Origin of the sequence: Flavobacterium sp. 3HN19-14, assembly GCF_051373205.1 — a bacterium.
Lineage (GTDB): Bacteria > Bacteroidota > Bacteroidia > Flavobacteriales > Flavobacteriaceae > Flavobacterium.
In genome coordinates this window covers 1,809,898-1,830,256 of the sequence record NZ_JBPPZT010000001.1, presented here as the reverse complement: position 1 = coordinate 1,830,256, position 20,359 = coordinate 1,809,898, and the positions used below count along the sequence as shown (strand labels likewise).

At 42.8% G+C, this 20,359-nt stretch carries 24 protein-coding genes, 1 rRNA gene and 5 pseudogenes; 21 read left to right on the top strand and 9 right to left on the bottom strand.

Going from position 1 to position 20,359, the window contains the following annotated elements:
- Positions 1-51: 51 nt before the first annotated feature.
- A 16S ribosomal RNA gene (locus ACSLFW_RS09805) occupies positions 52-1,559 on the bottom strand.
- Between the two features lie 394 nt (positions 1,560-1,953).
- Positions 1,954-2,397: a hypothetical protein gene (locus tag ACSLFW_RS09800; protein WP_436555597.1), complete on the bottom strand. Its 444-nt coding sequence runs from the start codon at positions 2,395-2,397 to the stop codon at positions 1,954-1,956.
- 163 nt (positions 2,398-2,560) lie between these two features.
- Between ACSLFW_RS09800 and ACSLFW_RS09795 the strand changes: the two are divergent.
- Positions 2,561-3,711, top strand: a pseudogene (locus ACSLFW_RS09795) (MFS transporter).
- Positions 3,712-3,733: 22 nt separating this feature from the next.
- On the opposite strand, the gene ACSLFW_RS09790 reads toward ACSLFW_RS09795, so the two are convergent.
- From ACSLFW_RS09790 to ACSLFW_RS09770, 5 genes are read right to left on the bottom strand one after another with little or no spacing between them, the layout of a single operon-like run.
- Entirely contained in the window at positions 3,734-4,063 is a 330-nt protein-coding gene (locus ACSLFW_RS09790; protein ID WP_436555596.1) for a hypothetical protein, read from the bottom strand.
- Positions 4,045-5,496, bottom strand: a complete 1,452-nt coding sequence (locus tag ACSLFW_RS09785) for an NAD(P)-binding protein (protein WP_436555595.1) — start codon at positions 5,494-5,496, stop codon at positions 4,045-4,047. The genes ACSLFW_RS09790 and ACSLFW_RS09785 overlap by 19 nt, the downstream gene beginning before the upstream one ends.
- A gap of 4 nt (positions 5,497-5,500) precedes the next feature.
- Positions 5,501-5,899 (bottom strand): hypothetical protein, encoded by a 399-nt coding sequence (locus tag ACSLFW_RS09780; protein WP_436555594.1) that lies wholly within the window; start codon positions 5,897-5,899, stop codon positions 5,501-5,503.
- The gene (locus ACSLFW_RS09775) at positions 5,872-6,609 is read right to left on the bottom strand and encodes an FAD-dependent oxidoreductase (RefSeq protein ID WP_436557421.1); all 738 of its coding nucleotides are present in this window, start codon (positions 6,607-6,609) and stop codon (positions 5,872-5,874) included. The genes ACSLFW_RS09780 and ACSLFW_RS09775 overlap by 28 nt, the downstream gene beginning before the upstream one ends.
- The gene (locus ACSLFW_RS09770; RefSeq protein ID WP_436555593.1) at positions 6,513-6,707 is read right to left on the bottom strand and encodes a hypothetical protein; all 195 of its coding nucleotides are present in this window, start codon (positions 6,705-6,707) and stop codon (positions 6,513-6,515) included. The genes ACSLFW_RS09775 and ACSLFW_RS09770 overlap by 97 nt, the downstream gene beginning before the upstream one ends.
- 232 nt (positions 6,708-6,939) lie before the next feature.
- Here ACSLFW_RS09770 and ACSLFW_RS09765 point away from each other — a divergent pair, with 232 nt between their 5' ends.
- The 4 genes from ACSLFW_RS09765 (at position 6,940) to ACSLFW_RS09750 (ending at position 9,318) form a co-directional block, all read left to right on the top strand.
- The gene (locus ACSLFW_RS09765) at positions 6,940-7,500 is read left to right on the top strand and encodes an RNA polymerase sigma factor (RefSeq protein WP_436555592.1); all 561 of its coding nucleotides are present in this window, start codon (positions 6,940-6,942) and stop codon (positions 7,498-7,500) included.
- Entirely contained in the window at positions 7,487-8,044 is a 558-nt protein-coding gene (locus ACSLFW_RS09760; protein WP_436555591.1) for a hypothetical protein, read from the top strand. Before ACSLFW_RS09765 ends, ACSLFW_RS09760 begins: the two co-directional genes overlap by 14 nt.
- A gap of 129 nt (positions 8,045-8,173) precedes the next feature.
- On the top strand, positions 8,174-9,097 hold the full coding sequence (locus ACSLFW_RS09755) for a hypothetical protein (RefSeq protein WP_436555590.1): 924 nt from the start codon (positions 8,174-8,176) through the stop codon (positions 9,095-9,097).
- On the top strand, positions 9,088-9,318 hold the full coding sequence (locus tag ACSLFW_RS09750; RefSeq protein ID WP_436555589.1) for a hypothetical protein: 231 nt from the start codon (positions 9,088-9,090) through the stop codon (positions 9,316-9,318). The genes ACSLFW_RS09755 and ACSLFW_RS09750 overlap by 10 nt, the downstream gene beginning before the upstream one ends.
- Positions 9,319-9,418: 100 nt before the next feature.
- Here the strand turns inward: ACSLFW_RS09750 and ACSLFW_RS09745 are convergent, their stop codons facing one another.
- Positions 9,419-10,051: a hypothetical protein gene (locus tag ACSLFW_RS09745; protein ID WP_436555588.1), complete on the bottom strand. Its 633-nt coding sequence runs from the start codon at positions 10,049-10,051 to the stop codon at positions 9,419-9,421.
- Between the two features lie 282 nt (positions 10,052-10,333).
- Between ACSLFW_RS09745 and thrS the strand changes: the two are divergent.
- The 5 genes and pseudogenes from thrS to ACSLFW_RS09720 all read left to right on the top strand — a co-directional run bounded on the left by thrS (position 10,334) and on the right by ACSLFW_RS09720 (position 14,371).
- Positions 10,334-12,284 (top strand): annotated as a pseudogene (gene thrS, locus ACSLFW_RS09740) (threonine--tRNA ligase).
- A gap of 77 nt (positions 12,285-12,361) precedes the next feature.
- Positions 12,362-12,869, top strand: a pseudogene (infC, locus tag ACSLFW_RS09735) (translation initiation factor IF-3).
- A gap of 103 nt (positions 12,870-12,972) precedes the next feature.
- Complete coding sequence (rpmI, locus tag ACSLFW_RS09730; protein WP_187657964.1) at positions 12,973-13,170, top strand: 50S ribosomal protein L35; 198 nt, start codon at positions 12,973-12,975, stop codon at positions 13,168-13,170.
- Positions 13,171-13,338: 168 nt separating this feature from the next.
- A complete protein-coding gene (rplT, locus tag ACSLFW_RS09725; RefSeq protein WP_436555587.1) occupies positions 13,339-13,683 on the top strand; it encodes a 50S ribosomal protein L20 in 345 nt (114 codons plus the stop codon).
- Between the two features lie 316 nt (positions 13,684-13,999).
- Positions 14,000-14,371 carry a hypothetical protein gene (locus ACSLFW_RS09720; protein ID WP_436555586.1) on the top strand — a complete coding sequence of 124 codons (372 nt, stop codon included), beginning with the start codon at positions 14,000-14,002 and terminating at the stop codon, positions 14,369-14,371.
- Positions 14,372-14,382: 11 nt separating this feature from the next.
- Here ACSLFW_RS09720 and ACSLFW_RS09715 read toward each other — a convergent pair whose 3' ends face one another.
- On the bottom strand, positions 14,383-14,775 hold the full coding sequence (locus tag ACSLFW_RS09715; protein ID WP_436555585.1) for a winged helix-turn-helix transcriptional regulator: 393 nt from the start codon (positions 14,773-14,775) through the stop codon (positions 14,383-14,385).
- Between the two features lie 67 nt (positions 14,776-14,842).
- Between ACSLFW_RS09715 and ACSLFW_RS09710 the strand changes: the two genes are divergently transcribed.
- From ACSLFW_RS09710 to ACSLFW_RS09660, 11 genes and pseudogenes are all read left to right on the top strand, one after another.
- Positions 14,843-15,784 (top strand): NADP-dependent oxidoreductase, encoded by a 942-nt coding sequence (locus tag ACSLFW_RS09710; RefSeq protein ID WP_436555584.1) that lies wholly within the window; start codon positions 14,843-14,845, stop codon positions 15,782-15,784.
- A 177-nt stretch (positions 15,785-15,961) separates the two neighbouring features.
- Positions 15,962-16,180, top strand: coding sequence for a hypothetical protein (locus tag ACSLFW_RS09705; protein WP_436555583.1), 219 nt, complete (start codon positions 15,962-15,964; stop codon positions 16,178-16,180).
- Positions 16,137-16,232, top strand: a pseudogene (locus ACSLFW_RS09700) (hypothetical protein); the annotation flags it as partial. The gene ACSLFW_RS09705 and the pseudogene ACSLFW_RS09700, both read left to right, overlap by 44 nt.
- A gap of 18 nt (positions 16,233-16,250) precedes the next feature.
- The gene (locus ACSLFW_RS09695; RefSeq protein WP_436557511.1) at positions 16,251-16,427 is read left to right on the top strand and encodes a hypothetical protein; all 177 of its coding nucleotides are present in this window, start codon (positions 16,251-16,253) and stop codon (positions 16,425-16,427) included.
- A 61-nt stretch (positions 16,428-16,488) separates the two neighbouring features.
- On the top strand, positions 16,489-16,977 hold the full coding sequence (locus ACSLFW_RS09690) for a hypothetical protein (protein WP_436555582.1): 489 nt from the start codon (positions 16,489-16,491) through the stop codon (positions 16,975-16,977).
- Between the two features lie 170 nt (positions 16,978-17,147).
- Positions 17,148-17,393: a hypothetical protein gene (locus tag ACSLFW_RS09685; RefSeq protein WP_436555581.1), complete on the top strand. Its 246-nt coding sequence runs from the start codon at positions 17,148-17,150 to the stop codon at positions 17,391-17,393.
- Complete coding sequence (locus tag ACSLFW_RS09680) at positions 17,387-17,527, top strand: helix-turn-helix domain-containing protein (protein ID WP_436555580.1); 141 nt, start codon at positions 17,387-17,389, stop codon at positions 17,525-17,527. The genes ACSLFW_RS09685 and ACSLFW_RS09680 overlap by 7 nt, the downstream gene beginning before the upstream one ends.
- 156 nt (positions 17,528-17,683) lie before the next feature.
- A pseudogene (locus ACSLFW_RS09675) lies at positions 17,684-18,444 on the top strand (SDR family NAD(P)-dependent oxidoreductase).
- Positions 18,445-18,529: 85 nt separating this feature from the next.
- Positions 18,530-18,874, top strand: coding sequence for a hypothetical protein (locus ACSLFW_RS09670; protein WP_436555579.1), 345 nt, complete (start codon positions 18,530-18,532; stop codon positions 18,872-18,874).
- An 11-nt stretch (positions 18,875-18,885) separates the two neighbouring features.
- Positions 18,886-19,428, top strand: coding sequence for a helix-turn-helix domain-containing protein (locus ACSLFW_RS09665; RefSeq protein ID WP_436555578.1), 543 nt, complete (start codon positions 18,886-18,888; stop codon positions 19,426-19,428).
- Positions 19,429-19,510: 82 nt separating this feature from the next.
- Positions 19,511-20,350: an oxidoreductase gene (locus ACSLFW_RS09660; RefSeq protein WP_436555577.1), complete on the top strand. Its 840-nt coding sequence runs from the start codon at positions 19,511-19,513 to the stop codon at positions 20,348-20,350.
- Positions 20,351-20,359: the final 9 nt, after the last annotated feature.

Sequence of the window (20,359 nt, the reverse complement as noted above, 5' to 3'; positions counted from 1 at the left end):
AGAGTAATTTGAACTTCCGATTAACATCGTTAGTATTGCGTCTTTCTCTAGAAAGGAGGTGTTCCAGCCGCACCTTCCGGTACGGCTACCTTGTTACGACTTAGCCCTAGTTACCAGTTTTACCCTAGGCAGCTCCTTGCGGTCACCGACTTCAGGCACCCCCAGCTTCCATGGCTTGACGGGCGGTGTGTACAAGGCCCGGGAACGTATTCACCGGATCATGGCTGATATCCGATTACTAGCGATTCCAGCTTCACGGAGTCGAGTTGCAGACTCCGATCCGAACTGTGACCGGTTTTGTAGATTCGCTCCCCCTCGCGAGGTGGCTGCTCTCTGTACCGGCCATTGTAGCACGTGTGTAGCCCAAGGCGTAAGGGCCGTGATGATTTGACGTCATCCCCACCTTCCTCACAGTTTGCACTGGCAGTTCTTGCTAGAGTTCCCGACATGACTCGCTGGCAACTAACAACAGGGGTTGCGCTCGTTATAGGACTTAACCTGACACCTCACGGCACGAGCTGACGACAACCATGCAGCACCTTGTAAATTGCCCGAAGGAAAAACTGTTTCCAGTCCTGTCAATCTACATTTAAGCCTTGGTAAGGTTCCTCGCGTATCATCGAATTAAACCACATGCTCCACCGCTTGTGCGGCTCGTCAATTCCTTTGAGTTTCAGGCTTGCGCCCGTACTCCCCAGGTGGGATACTTATCACTTTCGCTTAGCCACTCAGGTTGCCCCGAACAGCTAGTATCCATCGTTTACGGCGTGGACTACCAGGTATCTAATCCTGTTCGCTACCCACGCTTTCGTCCATCAGCGTCAATCCACCGGTAGTAACCTGCCTTCGCAATTGGTATTCCATGTAATATCTAAGCATTTCACCGCTACACTACATATTCTAGTTACTTCCCGAGAATTCAAGCCTGGCAGTATCAATGGCCGTTCCACCGTTGAGCGATGGGCTTTCACCACTGACTTACCTGGCCGCCTACGGGCACTTTAAACCCAATGATTCCGGATAACGCTTGGATCCTCCGTATTACCGCGGCTGCTGGCACGGAGTTAGCCGATCCTTATTCTTACGGTACCGTCAAGCCGGTTCACGAACCGGTGTTTCTTCCCGTACAAAAGCAGTTTACACACCATAGATGCTTCATCCTGCACGCGGCATGGCTGGTTCAGGCTTGCGCCCATTGACCAATATTCCTCACTGCTGCCTCCCGTAGGAGTCTGGTCCGTGTCTCAGTACCAGTGTGGGGATCTCCCTCTCAGGACCCTACCCATCGTTGCCATGGTAAGCCGTTACCTTACCATCTAGCTAATGGGACGCATGCCCATCTTTCACCGTTGGAACTTTAGTATCTGTGTGATGCCACTCTGATACACCATGGGGTATTAATCCAAATTTCTCTGGGCTATCCCCCTGTGAAAGGTAGGTTGCATACGCGTTACGCACCGTGCGCCGGTCTCTAGTTCCGAAGAACTATACCCCTCGACTTGCATGTGTTAAGCCTGCCGCTAGCGTTCATCCTGAGCCAGGATCAAACTCTTCATCGTATATTGTTTGCTGAATCTCTTCAGCTAATTTTTAGACGAATAGCTAACGTTTTTCGTAAATCTTCCGATTCACCTTACTCTTTTTTTCTTTGTTACGGAATCTCTCCCGTAACGGCTGTCAATCCAATATGTCTATGAACGTGTCTTCTTCTCTTCTCCGCTTCGTTCCCAAAGCGGGTGCAAAAGTACAACTTCTTTTTTATCCGGCAAGCATTTTTGAAAATAAATTTTAATTTTATTTTCTCCGCGCTTTTTCCATCATTTCAAAAGAACCTGTCGCTCCCCTTTCGGGACGGCAAAGTTAAGACTTATTTCAAAACCGGCAAATTTAAGGGCACATTTCTGTAATCTTTTTTTCAACCGCCTTTTCAGTAAATAAGTAGGAACGTCTGCCTCAATGCGGGTGCAAAAGTACACCGCTTTTCGGGTTGTGCAAACTTTTACGCAACTTTTTTTTACGGAATTTCATCGGTTTTGCGTAAGTCGCTGAAAGGGTGTTTTTTGGAGGGGAAAGTTTTTTTGCCTTCCGGGCTCTTGTCGGGTTTGTACAAGCTCTTGTCGGGTTTGTACAAGCTCTTGTTCGATTCGTACAACCTCTTGTTGGGTTTGTACAACCTCTTGTTCGATTCGTACAAGCTCTTGTTGGGTTTGTACAAGCTCTTGTTCGATTCGTACAACCTCTTGTTCGATTCGTACAACCTCTTGTTGGGTTTGTACAAGCTCTTGTTGGGTTTTGGAAAAGGCAGCGCCCATTGTGCAGGTTAAGGCGTTCTGGAAACCAGACGCGTGAGGGATGGGATGGAAAGCCCGCAGCGAAACAACTGTTCCCGGGTTTCACCGATAGCTCCCGCGAGGACTTGGAAGGACAGCCCGGCGGTGCTGCTACTGAATGCTTCCGGCGGATTTAAACCCTCAGCAGCAGCGACACGCCCGGAATATTAAAAATTCATGTTTTGAAATTGAAAGCGTAACTTTGCGCAAAATTTAAAATAACAAAACCAATGCATCCTATATATAATGTCCGGTTTGGGTTGGTTTGCCTGAGTTCGTTGCTCTTTTCTGCGAGTTTTAATATGCTGATTCCGGAGCTTCCGGCGTATCTGAGCAGTCTCGGTGGGGCGGAATATAAAGGACTGATCATTGCGCTTTTTACGCTGACGGCTGGAATTTCAAGACCATTTTCAGGGAAATTGACTGATACGATTGGGCGGATTCCTGTAATGGCTACCGGTTCTATTGTTTGTTTTATTTGTGGATTTCTGTATCCGGTGCTTGGAACTGTCGCGGGATTTTTACTGCTGAGATTGCTGCACGGATTTTCGACAGGCTTTAAGCCGACCGCAACTGCTGCTTATGTAGCTGATATTGTTCCGGCGGAACGTTGGGCGAAGCGCTGGGTTTTCATGGTTTGTGTTTTAGCATCGGAATGGCGATTGGGCCTGCGATTGGGAGCACCATTACTATGCATCACTCTATTAATATGTTGTTTTATTGTTCTTCTGCTTTTGCGCTGCTTTCGATTTTGATTTTGATGAACATGCACGAGACGCTGGCTGATAAACAAAAGTTCAGTTGGAAAGCATTGCAGATTTCCCGCAAAGATATTATCGCCGTTGAAGTTTTGCCGGCTGCCGTCGTGACTTTTCTTTCGTATTGTTCTTATGGCGCGATTTTGACGCTGATTCCGGACTGGAGTGCGCATCTCGGTATTGCTAACAAAGGTTTGTTCTTTATGGTTTTTACGCTTTCATCCTTATTAATACGATTTGTTGCCGGAAAGGCATCTGACCGTTATGGACGGAAACGCGTAATTGTAGTTGGATTGACACTTCTTGTCTTTGCACTTTCTATCGTTGGATATGCGGACACTGTTAGCGGAATGATTTTCGGCGCCGTAATATATGGGATAGCAACCGGAATCCTCTCGCCCGCCCTTAACGCCTGGACAGTCGACATGAGCCTGCCCGAACATCGCGGAAAAGCTATGGCGACGATGTATATTGCACTCGAAGCCGGAATTGGATTGGGTGCTTTGGGTGCGGGCTGGTATTACCACGATGTCATTTCGAAGATCCCTGTCATTATGTATTGCACTGCTATTATCACAATTCTTGCATTGATTTATATGTTCTTTAAGCAAAAAGAAGGCTGAACGGTTAAGTCCAGCCTTGTTATTACCATCCTAAATAGTAGTCTTTGTCGATCCAGACCGGGCGTTTGAGTCCGAAATGGTCGCGCAGCATTTTCTCCGCTTCGCAAAAGGCACCTTCAATCCAGCCTTGCTGGTCGGAATAGGCTTCGCCGCAAATATGGATTTGCTCGTTGGCATCGGGTTTTCTCATGTATGGCATCACATGTTTTACCGAAACGCCGGCTTTCCATGCATGGTAACCGGCACCGAACGGATCGTCAGACCAATCGCGGAACCACGTTACATAAGGATCCGGAATTTCGACATCAGTTCCGTGCAGCTCGCGCAATTCTTTTAAAACTTCGTCAACCATGAGTTTTGTGGCCTGTACGTCATTGATTGCATTGAGTTCTGTTTTAGAGGCTGACCTTGCGACTTTTGGCTTGAATAAGACTTTGTCATCTGAAAGCGCTTTCCAGAAAGTTTCCGTTTCCATATCGCCGTAGCTTCCAAGTAACATTGAGTTGTTGGTTTCGGGATCGGTGCCAAAATAATAACATTGGCGCAATGGTAAATCGGTGATGGAGTGGCCCAATCGATGCCAAGCTGGTCTTTCCACCATGGATATTTGAATCCCATTAATATTTTGAACGATGGCTCCATAATTACCGAACGCAGGATTTTATCGAGTACCGTATTTTCATTCACATCAAAAAAGAAATTGTTCTGGTCTAGCAATTCCAGTGATTTTCGCGGCATTGCCAGGATAATTGAATTGGCGTAAACGTGCCATTTTTTATTGGTCTGGGCATTGAGGAAAGTCAGTTGATACTTATAAGCTTTATTTTCAGGATGCTCTTTTGTAAAAGTAATCAGCTTGTTTTCAGACCAGATGCATGCGCCATTCTGCTCCATATATTGGTTCGCCAAAGCGTAGCCAATGCTGTCGAAACCTTCTTCGATGGTGCGGTACTTCACATCTGCAGAAAAATCGCCAACCATGTAAGGAAAGGCTTCTGCTGAATTCCAGTTGATGGTATTGGAATAATAACCGCCGGCATTGGCGACGAATTCATAGCCTTCCTGAGAAATGCGGTCTTTGATCAGGTTCCAGAAACCGATGTCGTTCACGCGTCTTCCATCGTAAGGCGAATCGGGGAAATTATAAGTCAATCGCGGTTTGATATCATCCCAATCGCGGCTTGTCAGTTGAAACTGGATGTTATACGGATCTTTGTCAATTACCTTATCGCTATAATTTTTCACGAACCACGGGTCGGCCATCAAAACTTCACAGATTATTTTGCTGAAAAGCTGGTCGGAACTATAGCCTAAATCGTCGTCATTTAAATAATATCGCGTGACGAGTTTTTCACCTTTTGATTGCGCGAGATTCCACGCATCTTGTTTCATGCGCTCCTTCCTTATATAGAACAACAATTTTGAAGTATCGCCCATCGGAAAATCAACATTCGTCATTTTGTCATTCAGCACTAACTTGCGTTTTTTCTGGTCTTTTTCCGATACCGGATAACCTTCAATAAGTGCTGTGATGATTTCCTGTGAAGTCAGGTAGCGCATGCCGCCGAGTTCTCCCCAGAAATTCATCCCGGGCATTACGACCGATTCGATGCGGCCGCAAATTCGCTCATTCATGTCAAAAATCTGCACTTGTGAGGCTTCGTATTTTTTGTCTGCCGTCAGGCGGAAAGCAGAATATAGTCCGGACATACCGCCGCCAACGATAGCGACTTCGATTTTCAATCCGTCCTTCATACCTGAATTTAAAGGTGTATTTTTATTCATGGTTTTATTTTTGTCTGAATTTTTTAAAGAATTTATTTCCTAATGCGAATGGCTCGATATCGAAATCTGTATGCCCGTCAATCGCCATATCTGATAAGATTTTACCGAGGTAAGGTGTAAATTTAGCTGCCCAGCCTGTCGCGTAAACGACAATGCTTTTGTGATTCTTTACATAAGGTGGTGCAAAATCAATCAGCAATTCTTTATTCGGAATCGTACTGAGTGCAATCAAACACGTTGAAGTAAAATGCGGCGTCGGATCCAATCCGGTCATGTGGTCGCGCACCCAATTTGAAGTATATTCAAGTTCCTGCTTGTTCGGAATTAATGTTGGTTCGTGCGGTTCATCGAGCGGTTCAACGACAAAATCCGGCGCTACGCGAATATAATCCGGGTGGTCCACGAAACGCCCGGAAATCCGTAAAACTGGTTGCCGTTATTGGTATCCTTAATTTTATTCTGGAACACAAACCACGTCGGATATTGGATTTTTGGATCGGTTTTCTTGAAATAAGCCGATGACATATTCCAATACGTCGCATCAATCTTAAAATTGAGCAGGTTGATGATGCTGTTGACATACGGTCCGGGAACGATGACGATTTTGTCTGCCGTGTAAACGCCGTTTGGCGTAGTGATTTCGTTTACTTTTCCGCTTTGACGGACATCAATCACTGGCGAATTGTCTTTTAAAGTCACATACGGACTTCTTGCTGCGATTTCCAACAGCGTTTCAATCGTCGCCTTGAAATCGATGCTCGCGCCGTCGGCTTGGAATAATCCGGTGTAATCTTCCGGCAAATTCCTGAAATGGAATTTGTCCTCGATTTCTTTTGAAGTCAGCTCTTCGTATTTTACATGAAGTGCCGTCATGGCGGCTTCCGCTTCGGCGATATTGCCTTCAGTAGATACAACCGTCGGGTCACCAAACCACAGCGTGCCGACTTTATCGAGCAATTTCCTGTTCGTGTGCGCTTGCAATTCGTCCCAGAACGGCATCGAATCCAATGCCATCTCTACCATATATTCATCCGGATATGGAATGCGGAACTGCCGAGAAACGCCTGCGGAACTTCCCAATTGGTTGACGAAAGTGAATTGCTCAAGAACCAGCGTTTTCGCCTTTCTTTCTGCTGTATGATAAGCGGTCGCAAGGCCATCGCCCCGCCCCCAATGATGATCACATCATAATGATTTGCTGTATTGCTCATAATTTATTGATTAGCCGAGTTCAAATATATTATGTATATTTTTGCTGTATGCGCGTAGAAATACCTGATTTTTATAATTAGCGGGTTAGCGAATGGGAGAATTAGCGAATTATTTCTCCTACTTAAATTCCTAATAATCAATAACTTAATTTTACCCTTAAAAAAAATTTAAGCTTCAGGCAACTTCTGAAAATTTATTTACGTCTATGTAATAGAACCTAACCAATCGAAATTGAAAATCATCAAATTACATACTTCCGATGAATCGCTGATCAAAAAGGCCCTGCAGCACGACGGCAAGTCAGAATTTGCTTTATACAACCGTTATTCAGGGCGGATGCTGAGTGTATGCCGGAATTATATTTCCGATTTGCATTATGCTGAAGACGTGATGGTGCAGGGATTTACGAAAGTTTTCGAAAACCTCGGAAAATTCAGGAATGAAGGCAGTTTTGAGGGCTGGATCCGGAAAATCATGGTGCGTGAAGCGATTGATTTTTTAAGAAGCCGGCGCCAGTTGCATTTTTCTGATATCGAAGAAGCCGAAACGTTTACAATCCAATCGGAAGAAGCAGACTATGACACTGAAATATTGCAGATGATGATTGACAATCTGCCGAATGGTTACAAAACAGTTCTTGTGATGTTTGCCGTCGAAGGTTACAACCACAAGGAAATTTCGGAAATGCTGGGCATCAGCGAAAGCACTTCCAAATCACAGCTCTTTAAGGCGCGACGTATGCTTCAGGAGCAATTATCAACAAAAAATAACAAAGAACATGGCATCCAATAATTTTGAAGAACAACTGCAGCGCAAACTCAACCAGCGCGCGATTGCGCCGACAGGAAATGCCTGGGAAAGGATCGCTTACAACAGGCAAATCCAGGTGAAAAAGAAAAGAAAAGCAATCATTTACTGGGTTGCGGCAGCAGCTATTATTGCATTCGGAAGTTTTTCGTTGTTGTTCCGGCAGCAAACAATTCTTCCTGAAAATAATGTTGTCGTGAAAGAAATTCCGGTTGCTCCGCAAGTACTTCCGCAAATCGAAAAAGAGATACCAACTGCCATTGTATCTTCTGAAGCGATTGTAAAACCAATGAAACCCGAAACAACTGAAACTGTAACGGTTACAGGAATTATACACAGCGATCCGTGGAAACTGCACCTGAACCTCAAAAAATCGAAGAAGTCGTCGCGCAACTCGAAACCATGGTACAATCCGGCGAAACGATTGATGAAAATGATGTTGATGCCTTACTCAGAAAAGCGCAAAAAGATATCGCACTCGAACGCGCCAATAAAAAACAACTGGCAACCAACAGTTCCGAGCTTTTAGAAACTGCCGAAAAGAAGTCGACCGCACTTTTAAAGACAAAGTTTTCGATTTATTCCACAAAAAATTCAAGACCATAAAAATCGCCCTCAGCGACGAATGATCATAATTACCCACTAAAACCCAACAATCATGACACGATTATTTTTAATTTTCGCCTTAACGGCGACAGGATTCTGCATGCAATTTGCGAACGCCCAGATAAGAGACAAAGGCATTCAATCTCAGGGCATTTTATCGAGCGACAACTACGTTGATCCCGAAAAAATTGCGCCGGAAGAACTGAAAAAACTACGCTTGGAAGATTTGAAAAAAGAGCTTGAAGACATTCCTGTCGAAGAAAAATACAAGCTCACCATTGAAGTTGAACGCATCAACACCTTACTTTCTGACGGAAAAATTACTGCTGCAGAAGCCACCTCCCAAAAGGAAAAAGCCGCAAAAAATGCCGCGCTTAACATCGACAGTAAAACCGCAATCGTTCAAAGCCAGATAGAACTTTTGGAACGCGATGAATATTTTCCGCTTAAATACGACCGCAGTTCCTACGTTGAACTGGGCGTCGGAAATGCTTACGATGAAGGCGGAAGCGCACTTTTCGGCATACATTACCACAATTCGAACAGAAAATATAAATATGATAAACGCACTACCTCAGACATCGTTATCGGGATGGGGATGAACAACACAATCCGCGAAGGCGAGTCTTTGGGCAAATCGCCTTATTATTTTGCCGGAAGCGCTTCTTATGAACTCGGAATCGCCTTTCGCACACGGGTCTTCAAAAAAACAAATCACATGCGGTTGGTTTATGGCTTGTCATTCCTTTTCAACACGCTTTCGATAAGGGACAACAAACATTTTGTAGACAAAGGCGACCAGACCGTTTTAGAAAATACAGGCCTTGATTTAAAGGAATCGAAAGCGCGTTTTGACTATTTGGTTGTGCCGTTTCATCTGGAATTTGGCCATCGAACAAGGTTGAGCATAAAGATTATTTCCGCTACAATATCAATTATAAATTCAAATACGGAATTGGCGGATTTATGGGAATGAACACAGGCGTTACACAGAGAATGCGCTACAAAGTCGACGGTGAAAGGGTTGTCGACAAGACGAGGCAGAATTTCAATGCGACCAAATTCGTTTACGGATTGAGCGGTTACATCGGAATGGGTTCGACTTCACTGTACATCAGATACGACCTGAATCCGCTTTTCAAAAACGCAGAAAAGGAACAGCATAATATTTCTGCCGGGTTGCGATTTGATTTTTAACTGACGTAAATTCTAATATCGAAATTCCAAATTCCAACAATTCAATGACGAAAGTTGGAATTTGGAATTCTTATTTGGTATTTATTATGATACAATATTATTACCTCACAATATTTTCAAGAGTGAATACAAAAGGCTCAGCACCGCCTCCTGTTATTACGACATCTGCGCTTTTAATACCATAAAGATCTATTTCCTTGACTTTCGATTTTAGCTCCCCATCCAAAATATCGCCTTCTCTGAGCCCCGGCACGGTTCCGATATATAGTTTCGCCCCGAAATCAAAAGTTTTACTTTGCCCGGCAGCAAGTGTTTTCATTGCATAATAATGGGAAACCGAATCCCTCCTTTTCAAGTCAATACGTATTGAGCTCCCCAAGACCTTGTTCCTTACAGTTATCTCAGTTTTTTTGTCAGTTGTTTCAGCCGATAATTGCGTTTCGATAGCATCGTCATTTCCCGTCACGTCAAAAACCTGTCCGCCATAGACAGGAATTTCCGGCGCAGCAATCCCTTTTTCATTAAAAGCATAAAGTATCAAATCATCTTGATGGATAATCAGGTGCTTATTGAGGACTTCGAAGTAATGTTTCACCTCCCAGACTACGGGAAATAATTTGTCATCTTCCATCATTTGATCTCCCGTTGGGTAATTTTTTTGAAAGATTACGATATCCCCTTTGCTGGGATCCTGTGATTTATTGATAATATCTATTTTTATATCACTAGCCATAATAATTGTTTTTTTAATTAATAATTTAATATTCGAAAATAAGTAACAAATTACAAAAACACAGTCGGTAATATCATAAAAAGAAACACGTATTTCTACGTGATTTTGAGCTATTTATTTATAAAATAAATCAATTTGCTGGCAATCTTTCAATTTTCGCCTTTTGTCAAAAAACAATTTGCAGTGTGCCGAGCCAAATCCAAAATAAATCGGCGATTAAATCCATATATATTGTATGTCTTTTCGTAATCCTTTATATTTGCCGTTCAAATTTTATAAACAATGATCAAGATTAGATTACCCGATGGTTCGGTAAAGGAATTCGAACAGAACGCAACACCAATGGATGTTGCCAAAAGCATTAGCGAAGGCCTGGCGAGAAACGTGATTTCCGCTTCCTTCAATGGTACAACTGTAGAAACAGAAACACCTTTAACGACCGACGGTTCATTGGTTTTATATACTTGGAATGATGCTGAAGGCAAGAAAGCTTTCTGGCACTCGACTTCACACGTTTTGGCGCAGGCTTTACAGGAATTATTTCCGGGCGTAAAACTCTCTATCGGGCCTGCGATTGAACGCGGATTTTATTACGATGTAGATTTTGGCGATAAGCCGATCACCGATGCCGATTTCAAGAAAATTGAAGACCGCGTATTGGAAATTGCACGTGAAAAACACGAATTCAAAATGCGTTCGTCTACAAAAGCAGATGCGTTGGCATTTTATAAAGCGGAAAACAATCCGTACAAAATTGAATTGATTGAAAATCTTGAAGACGGCACGATTACGTTCTGCGACCACTCGACTTTCACCGATCTTTGCCGCGGCGGACATATTCCGAATACCGGAATTATCAAAGCGATGAAAATCATGAGCGTTGCCGGTGCTTACTGGCGCGGTGACGAGAAAAACAAGCAGCTGACACGTGTTTATGGCGTTTCTTTCCCGAAACAAAAAGATTTGACGGATTACCTCGAATTGCTCGAAGAAGCAAAACGTCGTGACCACAGAAAATTAGGGAAAGAACTCGATTTATTCGCTTTTTCACAAAAAGTCGGACAAGGTTTACCGTTATGGTTACCGAAAGGCGCTGCGTTGCGCGATCGTTTGGAGCAATTTTTGAAAAAAGCACAAAAGAAAGCCGGATATGAGCAGGTGGTAACGCCTCATATCGGGCAGAAGAATTATACGTGACTTCTGGCCATTATGCGAAATATGGCGCAGACAGCTTCCAGCCAATCCACACGCCTGCCGAAGGCGAAGAGTTTTTGCTGAAGCCGATGAACTGCCCGCACCACTGCGAAATTTACAACAACAAACCTTGGTCATACAAGGATTTACCAAAACGTTACGCTGAATTCGGAACAGTTTACCGCTACGAACAATCAGGCGAATTACATGGATTGACACGCGTTCGCGGATTTACTCAGGACGATGCACACATTTTCTGTACGCCAGACCAACTGGATTCGGAATTCAAGAAAGTAATCGATCTGGTATTGTATGTTTTCGGAAGTTTAGGCTTTGAAAACTTTACGGCACAGATTTCTTTGAGGGATCAGGAAAACCGCGAAAAATATATCGGCTCTGATGAAAACTGGGAAAAAGCTGAAAACGCGATCATCAATGCTGCGAAAGACAAAGGTTTGACAACCGTTACTGAATATGGCGAAGCCGCTTTCTACGGACGAAACTCGATTTCATGGTAAAAGATGCGCTCGGAAGACAGTGGCAATTGGGAACCATCCAGGTAGATTACAACCTTCCGAAGCGTTTCGAACTGACTTACAAAGGTGCTGATAACGAGTTGCATCGACCGGTAATGATCCACCGCGCACCATTCGGTTCAATGGAAAGGTTTATCGCGATTTTGCTTGAACATACCGCAGGAAATTTCCCGCTTTGGCTGATGCCCGAACAGGCTATAATATTGTCTTTGAGCGAGAAATATGAAAATTATGCCAAAAAAGTTTTAGAATTGCTGGAAAATCACGAAATTCGCGCCCTAATTGACAACCGAAACGAAACAATCGGACGTAAAATCAGGGATGCTGAAACGCAGAAATACCCGTTTATGCTGATTGTCGGCGAGGAAGAAGAGAAGAACGGCACCATTTCCATCCGCCGTCACGGACAGGAAGGAAAAGGCAATATCACCGTTTCAATCGACGAATTCGCAACGATTGTCCAGGAAGAAATCGATAAAACATTAAAAACATTTAACGTTTAACTTAAAATTATAAAGTCATAGCAATAAGAAGCAACAAGGGTTATCAACCCAGAGTAGAAAAAAAAGACGCGCACAGGATCAACAACTTGATTCGCGGCGTACAGGAAGTAAGACTTGTAGGTGAAAATATCGAGCCGGGAGTTTTTAAACTTGCCGACGCACTGCGAATTGCCGATGAGCAGGAACTGGATTTGGTAGAAATTTCTCCCAATGCAGATCCGCCTGTATGCAAGATAATGGATTATAAAAAATTCGTTTACGAGCAAAAAAAACGCGACAAGGCTTTGAAAGCCAAATCAACTCAGGTGGTGGTAAAAGAAATCCGTTTCGGACAGGCAGACAGACGAGCACGATTACGAGTTCAAACGCAAAAATGCAGAGAAATTCCTTAAAGAAGGCGCGAAATTAAAAGCTTTCGTTTTCTTCAAAGGACGTTCTATCATATACAAAGATCAAGGGCAAATCCTTTTATTAAGACTGGCTCAGGATCTTGAAGAATTCGGAAAAGTAGAAGCGATGCCGATACTTGAAGGGAAGAGGATGATTATTTTCATCGCACCGAAGAAGAAAAATAGTCCAAAGTGAAAAGTCGAAAGTCTAAAGAATTCTAAGGACTTTCCGACTTTCGACTTTAAACTTTCGACTCACAAAAAGTAAGTAAGTTCAAATTAAATAAATTAGGGAAATTATGCCTAAAATGAAAACAAAATCCAGCGCTAAGAAACGATTCAAAGTGACCGGCTCTGGTAAAATCAAAAGGAAACACGCTTTCAAAAGCCACATCCTGACTAAAAAGTCGAAAAAACGTAAATTAGCGTTGACGCATTCAGCTTTGGTTCACAAAACTGACATGAAGAGCGTTAAAGAACAATTGAGAATCATCTAATTAGTCAAAAGCCTAAAGCCCAAAGTCAAAAGAATTTTCTTTACGACTTTCGACTTTTAACTTTAGACTTATAAATTCTCCGGTTAAAAGATTTAATAACCTTGGAGTACGGCCAATAAGTTCCTTCGATTCAATTCAGGACGCCTGCTACAAAAAAACAACAAAATTATGCCAAGATCAGTAAATTCAGTTGCTAAAAGAGCAAGAAGAAAAAAGATAATGAAGCAAGCCAAAGGTTTCTTTGGTCGTCGTAAAAACGTTTGGACAGTTGCGAAAAACGCAGTAGAAAAAGCAATGACTTATGCCTACCGCGACAGAAAAGCAAAAAAGAGAAACTTCCGCGCACTTTGGATTCAGCGTATCAACGCCGGAGCAAGGTTAGAAGGAATGAGTTACTCTCAATTCATGGGTAAAGTAAAAGCGAACGAAATCGAATTGAACCGTAAAGTTCTTGCCGATCTAGCTATGAACCACCCGGAAGCTTTCAAAGCAATACTTAAAAAAGTAAAATAAACGTTTAACACATTTTTGAACTTACTTACTAAAATCCGCTTTTCACAGCGGATTTTTTTGTGTCCCTTTTTCAGGCACTAAGGCACTCAGCTACTCAGTCACTGTTAGGGCGTTACCCTGTTGCGGAACTTCCCGATAAACCGCAACCAATCTGCCGCAACAGCGTCGGGCTATCCATTCCAAGTCCTCGCATCGCTCCGCCCCTCCGGGGCTCTGCTCGCTGCGGGCTTTCCATTTTTATCCCTAACGCAAACGTTTGAACTGACCACGTAGCATAAATAAATTTCGTATATTGCTCCATTCAAAATCCCCGGAAATGAAAAAGATAGCCATCCTATTCGTGCTCACCACCTTATTCTGCTGTTCAACAGACGAAACCAGCACCATAAGCGAAAACGTCAACGGCAACTGGCGCCTTACCAACTATATCTCTTTAATGGACACGCAGACCATACTCGGCAGCAATGACGTCATTTATCATTTCGATGTCGACAGCAAACGCGTCGTAATCCGTAACTACGTCGAAACCATTTATCCTTTTATAAAAAAAACAGGAAGTTACCCACTTGCGGGCGACAATACGACAATCATCATAGGCGGAAGAAAATATGCTTACGTTATTGTTGATGGTGAACTTAAACTAAGTGAAAATTCAGGTTCCGGAAGACTAACCAATACTCACTTTTGAGCGGTAATCCCTTATTTAATTTTCACTACATTACCTTTCTCAACCGCTACCATCCTGCCCCAATCGGCAATCGCCACCATCACAGGAATCAAAGTCTTTCCAAATTCTGTCAAAGAGTACTCCACTTTCAACGGCGGCTTCGTTGTAAAAACTTCACGTTTCACAATGCCGTCTTCCTCCAGTTGCTTTAACTGAATGCTCAACGTACGTTCGGTAACCACCGGCATGATTTTCCGTAATTCATTGTAGCGCTTCATCCCGTCACGTAAATGGTACAAAATCACCATTTTCCACTTTCCGCCAATAAAGCCCATCGTGATGCTCGTCGTACAAGGATATAATTTATTTTCAACCTTAAACAGTTCATTTTCAAAATCTAAAGCCATAATTTTATGCCTATCCATTTGGATAGTTATTGCAAAGTTATTATACTATACTTAATTTTGCAACTATAATTTTTATAGTACAAATATGAAAGCAATAATCATCAACGAAGCCGGCGGAAGTGACCAGCTTCAATTCGTACAAATTCCGCAACCAATTGCTGCGGTCAATGAAATTTTAGTAAAAGTAAAAGCACTTTCCATTAATCCTGTAGATGTCAAAACCCGCAGTGGCAAAGCCTTCTACACAAAACTAAAAGAAGAAAGCAAGCCGCTGATACTTGGTTGGGACATTTCCGGAATCGTTGAAGCTGTCGGTTCAGAAGTCACCGCTTTCAAACCCGGCGATGAAGTTTTCAGCATGGTCAATTTTCCAGGGCACGGCAACGCTTACGCTGAATATGTCGCTGCACCGGCCAATCAGTTCGCCAAAAAACCAGCCAATATTTCACATGAGGAAGCTGCCGCCGCAACACTTGCAGCTCTGACCGCTTATCAGGTTTTGAAAAAGCATGTAAAATCTGGCGACCACATTCTCATTCACGCAGCGGCCGGTGGCGTTGGGCATTTCGCAGTACAAATCGCAAAAATCATGGATGTAAAAATCGCAGGAACAGCTTCAGCAACAAATTTTGATTATGTAAAATCACTTGGTGCAGATCAGGTAATTGATTACACCAAAACCAATTTTGAAGATGAAATCAATAACCTCGATTTTGTATTGGATTCAATTTCGGGTGAACAACTCGTAAGATCTGTAAGCGTCACGAAAAAAGGCGGCACAGTACTTTCACTTCCGTCGAATGTAATTACTGATGAAGCCAGATGGCTTTCCGAACAAAACGGTGTAAAAGTAGAAGGCCAGCTTGTAGAAAGCAACGGCGAAGACATGAAGCAACTCGCCGAATGGTTAGAAAGCGGACAATTAAAAGCGACCGTTTCAGAAATTTATGATTTCAAAGACATGGCAAAAGCACACGAAAGCATTGAAAAAGCAAAAACACGTGGAAAAATCGTAGTGACGATATAATCTTGATTTCATAAAAAAGGCTTAAGTCCCAGTTACGAAAAAAGCTGAGCCGGGATTTTTTATCGACGAAAACCACGTAAAAATACCTGCTTTTAAAATCAGGTATTTTTACGCATAAACCAGAATCTTTAAAGAACTACATTGTGCGATATTTTTCAAACCAAACCAAACCCCCGAATGGGAAAAGAATCTGCGCTCCCGCAAACCAAAGAAATTATACTTACAGCCCAGGAAAAACTCTTCCGCGAGCAACTGGCTGCACTTCCGATTGATAACAACACCGCGAAGAAGATTGCCCAGATGGTCGCCGGAAAAATTCCGGAAGTCGGAGGCATCGTTTCTGCACTAATTGGTGTATTCTGGCCAATACAGAAGTTTCACTCTGGACCAGATTAAGGAACAAGTAGAAAAATTAGTCGATCAAAAAATCGCCCAAAACAACCTTGAGCAACTAAAAGACAAACTTTTGGGTATCCGAAAATCTGTAAAAGATTACAACCAATTGACTAATCTCGACCAAAGGTTGAATTCGCTCCAGTCGATTGATACCACTATCACGCAATGCATTCCGTCTTTTGTTCATGGCGCACCTGAATCGGCTTTTTCGACTTTTTGGGTCTCGCGCTCTTACATCTTACGATAAGGAGGAAATTTACAATCTACGCAAGGATGAAGCCAATAAAATATTATTGCGAAATAGCGTAATGCTTTACTGCACTTTTGCCCGCGTGGCACTTTCAAGAGTTTATAATGAGCGAATTAACAGCGTTAGCGTAACTTCCTATTTCGGGAACGAACCGGGTAAAAATACAATACTCCACGTTGATGTTGATATGGGGCATTGTAATGGAAATTTATATTCATCGCATAAAACCTATCGGGGTAAAGAATGGAATGACAATACAATCAACGAGCGCAAAGCATACTTTAATGTAGAAGTGCCAAAAGTATGGGACAATATGGTGGCAACTTCCCAATCTGATCTTGGCGATTGGGCTATGGATGCCATTTCGCTTTTGGAAGCAGAGTTTCCATATACTACACAAGAAGGGCTTGCCGAGCTGCAAACTGTCATGAATGAATCGGAATACAAAAAATTTGCAGACGATTACTATCCAAACGAAAGTATCTACAATCATCCGGTTACATCCAGACCGAAAATAACAACTAAAAATACAAGGCCAAGCTTCTAGCTATCGGTCAAACAAATCAAAACGGGGGTTTTGAATGAGAGGAAACCTAACGGACTTCGTGCTATAAAATTACGATTATTATAGCACGAACCGCCTCTCTTAGCAGCTCCTTCACACCTGGGAAATCCATATATTTGTGTTTTAAAATTTACCCAAACACAACAATCCGAATGCCCATTCCTAAAAAATTACTTTCCCGAAAAGACGAAATCACCTCAGATTTCCTTAAACTGGTAGATGTTCATCTTCAGGATTTACTCAACAGGAAAATCAGCCGGAAATTTCATTCGAAAGATTTTGCAGCATTATTGTTCATACATCCGGGACACCTCACCAATACCATAAAACTCACAACCGGAAAATCGCCATGTGACTTTATGGAAGAAGAATCGCCTCCGAATCACAAAAAATGCTGATTGAGACTAAAATGTCAGTCGCTGATATCGGACAGGTTTTTGGTTATGATGAAGCTACGAACTTTACTAAATTCTTCAAAAGTATGGTAGGAATGACGCCATTGCAGTTTCGGAAGCAAAAAGTTAACGATTAATAATGACTTAGAATCTATCTTGCAGCGCAGCGGTCTTGCGTCTTGCAGCGCAGCGATCAATCAGCAAAGCGGTCTCCGGAAAATTCTGAAGAGTACACCATTTTTGAATGCCATTCGGACTGTAACTTTGTGCTGTTAATCTTAAATAACTTAAAAATGACACAGCATAAAATTGCACTCGTAACCGGCGGAAGCCGCGGACTTGGAAAAAACATGGCCTTGGCGCTCGCCAAAAAGAGATTGATGTAATCCTGACTTACAACAGTAAAAAAGATGAGGCTTCGGAAGTTGTTGCCGAAATTGAAAAACTAGGGCAAAAAGCAGCCGCAATACAATTAAGCGTTGATGATTCGGCGGGTTTTGATGCATTCTTTATGAATGTAAAATCGGAATTGCAGTCCACTTTCGGAACTGATAAAATCGATTTTCTTGTGAACAATGCTGGCATTGGACTTTATGCGCCTTACGCAGAATTCACCGAAGAAAACTTCGATACACTAATGAAAATCCACCTGAAAGCGCCATTTTTCCTTTCACAAAAAGCTTTACCGATATTGGCCGATGGCGGCGGAATCGTCAACATTTCAACCGGATTGGCGCGTTTCAGCTTGCCGGGTTATTCCGCTTACGCGACAATGAAAGGCGCGATTGAAACGCTTACAAAATACCAGGCGAAAGAACTCGGTGCAAGAAAAATCCGCGTCAATGTTGTCGCTCCGGGCGCGATTGAAACCGATTTTGGTGGTGGAGTTGTTCGCGATAATGCAGACCTTAACGCACATATCGCATCACAAACCGCTTTAGGCCGCGTCGGACTTCCTGACGATATAGGTAGTGTGGTGGCGTTTCTGTGTACCGATGATGCTAAATGGGTCAACGCGCAAAGAATCGAAGTTTCCGGCGGGCAGTTTTTGTAGTATTCAGTGATCGGTGTTCAGTATTCAGACTACTAATACTGAACATCGAACATTAATATATGTTTGAAATATGTAACTTTGCAAAATGGAAGCAACAGAAACACTAGAAGCATTTTACAAAAACAATTTCATCATTCCGCAATATTTTCACAAAGGAATTGGGCATTTCAATGTATTTGATACCTCAGCCTGTTTTCAGAACGGCAAGAAGAATGTGCAGTACAGCCGGCGCGAATTTTACAAAATCAGTCTGGTACGTGGCGATTATCGTTACCATTATGCCGATAAAAGTATTGCGGTTTCGGGTTCGACGTTGATGTTTCATAATCCGCATGTGCCGTATACATGGGAGTTGACGGCCGGTGAACTTGGTGGCTTTTTCTGCATTTTTACGGATTCTTTTTTGCGGAGAGAATCCGCACAGCGTTAAATGAATTGCCGATGTTTACGCCTGGCGGCATTCCGGCATATCCGCTTACACCTGACGAAGAGGTACAGATAGCTGCAATTTTCAATAAGATGGAAACGGAACTCAACTCCGATTATGCCTACAAATTTGATTTACTGGCGAATCAATTGATGGAACTGGTGCATTTTGCCTTGAAACGCCAGCCTTCAGAAACGATCTACAAACATCCTGATGCGAATTCAAGAATCACCGCGGTGTTTATGGAACTACTCGAAAGGCAATTCCCGATTGAAAGTATTTCACAAAGATTTGCGCTCCGTTCTGCGAAAGATTATGCCGAAGAGCTTTCTGTACACGTCAATCATTTAAACCGTGCCGTGAAAAATACAACCGGGAAAACAACAACTTCTTTAATTGCCGATCGCATTGCCAGTGAAGCCAAAGCATTGCTGCGCCACACGAATTGGAATATTGCAGAAATTGGCTACAGCCTCGGTTTCGAGGAAGCCTCACATTTCAACAATTTCTTTCGTAAGCAAACTACGCTCACGCCTTCCGGATTTCGAAATGTTTGAATTTCGTAATTATTGGTTTGAATCCGGTTAACCCGAACGCTTCAAACGAAACTAATTTTGCTTCATAATTAAAATACTTATTATGAAGACACAAACTAAAACATGGTTTATCACCGGCGCCTCAAAAGGCCTCGGGTTAGAATTAGTAACCCAGCTTTTGGCAAAAGGCGAAAATGTGGCTGCGACCAGCCGCAATAAGAGTGAACTTGAAAAATTGGTTGGCGAAAACCAAAATTTCCTGCCGCTCGAAATGAATTTGGTTGATGAAGCTAATGTCGCCAAAGCGATTTCAGCAACTATCGAAAAATTTGGAAATCTTGACGTTGTTGTGAATAACGCCGGCTATGGATTATTTGGCGCTGTTGAAGAATTGTCAGATACCGAAGCACGCCAGAATTTTGATGTGAATGTCTTCGGTTCTTTGAACGTTATCCGCCAGGCATTGCCGCATCTTCGCAACCAAAAATCGGGACACATTTTTAATATTTCGTCGATCGGCGGCTATTTGGGGAATTTTCCGGGATTCGGAATTTACTGCGCCACTAAATTTGCGGTAATCGGATTTACTGAAGCACTTGCCGAAGAAGTAAAGGATTTCAATATCAATGTGACCGCAATTCTTCCGGGATATTTCCGCACGAATTTCCTTAATCCGGATTCTTTGTCAATTCCGAAAAATCAAATTGACGCCTACCAATCGACACGCGATTCGCAGGAATTACACGAAAAAACCATCAACAACAACCAGCCCGGAGATCCGGTAAAAGGTGTCGCTGCGATTATTGAAACAGCTGCCGCAGAAAATCCGCCTTTGCATTTATTCCTGGGAAGTGATGCTTACGCTTTGGCAAAAAACAAAATCGAAAGCATGACTTCAGAGTTGGAAGAATGGAAGAAAGTTAGTGTTTCAACTGATTTTTAAGCCAAATTA

Bases quoted from the DNA above. Each gene is read 5' to 3' on its own strand.
- ACSLFW_RS09790 (WP_436555596.1), bottom strand. From the start codon at position 4,063: ATGGTTGACGAAGTTTTAAAAGAATTGCGCGAGCTGCACGGAACTGAT.
- ACSLFW_RS09785 (WP_436555595.1), bottom strand. From the start codon at position 5,496: ATGAATAAAAATACACCTTTAAATTCAGGTATGAAGGACGGATTGAAA.
- ACSLFW_RS09770 (WP_436555593.1), bottom strand. From the start codon at position 6,707: ATGAGCAATACAGCAAATCATTATGATGTGATCATCATTGGGGGCGGG.
- ACSLFW_RS09760 (WP_436555591.1), top strand. From the start codon at position 7,487: ATGGCATCCAATAATTTTGAAGAACAACTGCAGCGCAAACTCAACCAG.
- ACSLFW_RS09755 (WP_436555590.1), top strand. From the start codon at position 8,174: ATGACACGATTATTTTTAATTTTCGCCTTAACGGCGACAGGATTCTGC.
- ACSLFW_RS09750 (WP_436555589.1), top strand. From the start codon at position 9,088: ATGGGAATGAACACAGGCGTTACACAGAGAATGCGCTACAAAGTCGAC.
- ACSLFW_RS09745 (WP_436555588.1), bottom strand. From the start codon at position 10,051: ATGGCTAGTGATATAAAAATAGATATTATCAATAAATCACAGGATCCC.
- rpmI (WP_187657964.1), top strand. From the start codon at position 12,973: ATGCCTAAAATGAAAACAAAATCCAGCGCTAAGAAACGATTCAAAGTG.
- rplT (WP_436555587.1), top strand. From the start codon at position 13,339: ATGCCAAGATCAGTAAATTCAGTTGCTAAAAGAGCAAGAAGAAAAAAG.
- ACSLFW_RS09720 (WP_436555586.1), top strand. From the start codon at position 14,000: ATGAAAAAGATAGCCATCCTATTCGTGCTCACCACCTTATTCTGCTGT.
- ACSLFW_RS09715 (WP_436555585.1), bottom strand. From the start codon at position 14,775: ATGGATAGGCATAAAATTATGGCTTTAGATTTTGAAAATGAACTGTTT.
- ACSLFW_RS09710 (WP_436555584.1), top strand. From the start codon at position 14,843: ATGAAAGCAATAATCATCAACGAAGCCGGCGGAAGTGACCAGCTTCAA.
- ACSLFW_RS09705 (WP_436555583.1), top strand. From the start codon at position 15,962: ATGGGAAAAGAATCTGCGCTCCCGCAAACCAAAGAAATTATACTTACA.
- ACSLFW_RS09690 (WP_436555582.1), top strand. From the start codon at position 16,489: ATGCTTTACTGCACTTTTGCCCGCGTGGCACTTTCAAGAGTTTATAAT.
- ACSLFW_RS09685 (WP_436555581.1), top strand. From the start codon at position 17,148: ATGCCCATTCCTAAAAAATTACTTTCCCGAAAAGACGAAATCACCTCA.
- ACSLFW_RS09680 (WP_436555580.1), top strand. From the start codon at position 17,387: ATGCTGATTGAGACTAAAATGTCAGTCGCTGATATCGGACAGGTTTTT.
- ACSLFW_RS09670 (WP_436555579.1), top strand. From the start codon at position 18,530: ATGGAAGCAACAGAAACACTAGAAGCATTTTACAAAAACAATTTCATC.
- ACSLFW_RS09665 (WP_436555578.1), top strand. From the start codon at position 18,886: ATGTTTACGCCTGGCGGCATTCCGGCATATCCGCTTACACCTGACGAA.
- ACSLFW_RS09660 (WP_436555577.1), top strand. From the start codon at position 19,511: ATGAAGACACAAACTAAAACATGGTTTATCACCGGCGCCTCAAAAGGC.